We start from the raw sequence: 1,803 nt of genomic DNA, 5'->3' as shown, positions 1-1,803 counted from the left end.
ACGACCAACTTAGCTAGATAGCTTGGCAGATAAGCATTTTTAAGTCATTAAGGAATTTCTATGAATAATTCAGGATAATAATACAGTGTGAAAAAAACATTATAAGCATAAGGGATTAGGTTAGACGTACTTGTTTGTTTTTGTTAACATGTAATTAATTAAGATTTATTTTATATGGGGATGAAGTGAAAAGGTATTTTCAATATGTAGTATTTTTACATATGTGAAAAGAACAAATGAAAGAAATACTGGCAAACAATTTTTATCATTTAAAGGGGTTGTGCATCTATGAGTAAACCAAGAATAGTTGTTCTCGGCGCAGGTTATGCCGGGATGATGACAACTAAGCGACTAATGCAACAATTATCAAAAGAAGAGGCAGAAATTGTTCTAGTGAATAAGCATAATTATCATTATCAAACAACATGGCTGCATGAAGTAGCGGCAGGAACAATTGATCCGAATCAGTCAAGAATTATGATTACTGATGTTATTAATCAAAATCGCGTATCTATTATAGAAGATACAGTTGAAAAAATATTTCCAGATCAAAAGAAAGTACAGTTGATAAACGGTGATATTGATTATGATTATTTAGTAATCGGTTTAGGTTTTGAAAAAGCGACATTTGGTATTCCGGGTATGGCTGAATATGCATTGTCTATCCAAAGCGTTGATAAGAGCCGTTATATTCGAAATCATATTGAACACCAATTCGCACGTTATCACGATGGGGAAAGTGATAAGGATGAACTACTTACATTTGTAGTTGGAGGTAGTGGTTTCACAGGGATTGAATTTGTAGGTGAGCTGGCTGAACGAATTCCACAATTGTGCAAAAAATACGATATTGATCCTAGTAAGCCAAGAATTATAAATATTGAAGCTGCACCTACTATTTTACCAGGTTTTGATGAAGAATTAATTAACTATGGCAAGAAATCACTAGAAGATCGTGGTGTGGAATTTAGATTAGGAACAATGATTAAAGCATGTAAAGAGAATGCTGTTATTGTTGGTGAAGATCAAGAAGAAATAAAGACCGGAACCATTGTATGGACTGGTGGAGTACAAGCAAATGCCGTTATTGGTCAATCAGGATTTGAATTAACTAAAGGAAAAGTAAATGTTGATTCCGATTTACGTGCACCAGGTTATGAAGATGTGTTTATTTTAGGAGACTGTGCATGGGTAATGAATAAAGAGACAGGTAAACCATACCCGCCGACAGCCCAAATTGCTATTCAAGAAGCAGATATTTGTGCGGCTAATATCTCAGCAATGATTCGAGGCGGTGCATTAAAAGAATTCGTTTTCGATAATAAAGGTACGGTAGCATCTTTAGGTGGTCGTCATGCGATGGGAACTATTTTTGATGGTAAAAAATTATTTGGATTTTCTGCAAAAATGATGAAAAATATCATTGATGATCGTTATTTATTCTTATTAGGTGGCCCAAAATTGGTACTGAAAAAAGGAAAATTTAAACCTTTCTAAAAAGATATAATGAAAAAGCAAGCTAAGTTTGTAATGATTGAAGGAGGATTTCGTTCATGAAAAATACGTTGCTTGTCACACTTTTTACACTGTTATCAGCAGTTGTGTATGTTGTTTGCTCAAGAAAAGCAGAACATAGAAGAGATTTTCATTAATAAATTGAGCTTGGAACAAAACTAAATAATGAGTAATAGAAAGCGAATTATAATTCGAATTATAGTTCGTTTTTTAGGTTCTACGTCAAATCACGTTGGTGAGTCAGAATAGTCAACTGAATTATTTTATGTTCGCGTCCTAAAGTAGCTA

At 33.6% G+C, this 1,803-nt stretch carries 1 protein-coding gene; it reads left to right on the top strand.

Going from position 1 to position 1,803, the window contains the following annotated elements; translation table 11 throughout:
- Nucleotides 1–288 precede the first annotated feature (288 nt).
- Nucleotides 289–1,497, top strand: a complete 1,209-nt coding sequence (locus ACH6CY_RS15600; protein ID WP_374068231.1) for an NAD(P)/FAD-dependent oxidoreductase — start codon at nucleotides 289–291, stop codon at nucleotides 1,495–1,497.
- The last annotated feature ends 306 nt before the right edge of the window (nucleotides 1,498–1,803 follow it).

Origin of the sequence: Paraliobacillus sp. JSM ZJ581 (genome assembly GCF_044383835.1) — a bacterium.
Lineage (GTDB): Bacteria > Bacillota > Bacilli > Bacillales > Amphibacillaceae > Paraliobacillus.
The sequence above is the reverse complement of the archived record's forward strand: the minus strand, read 5'-3'. Positions and strand labels throughout refer to the sequence as shown.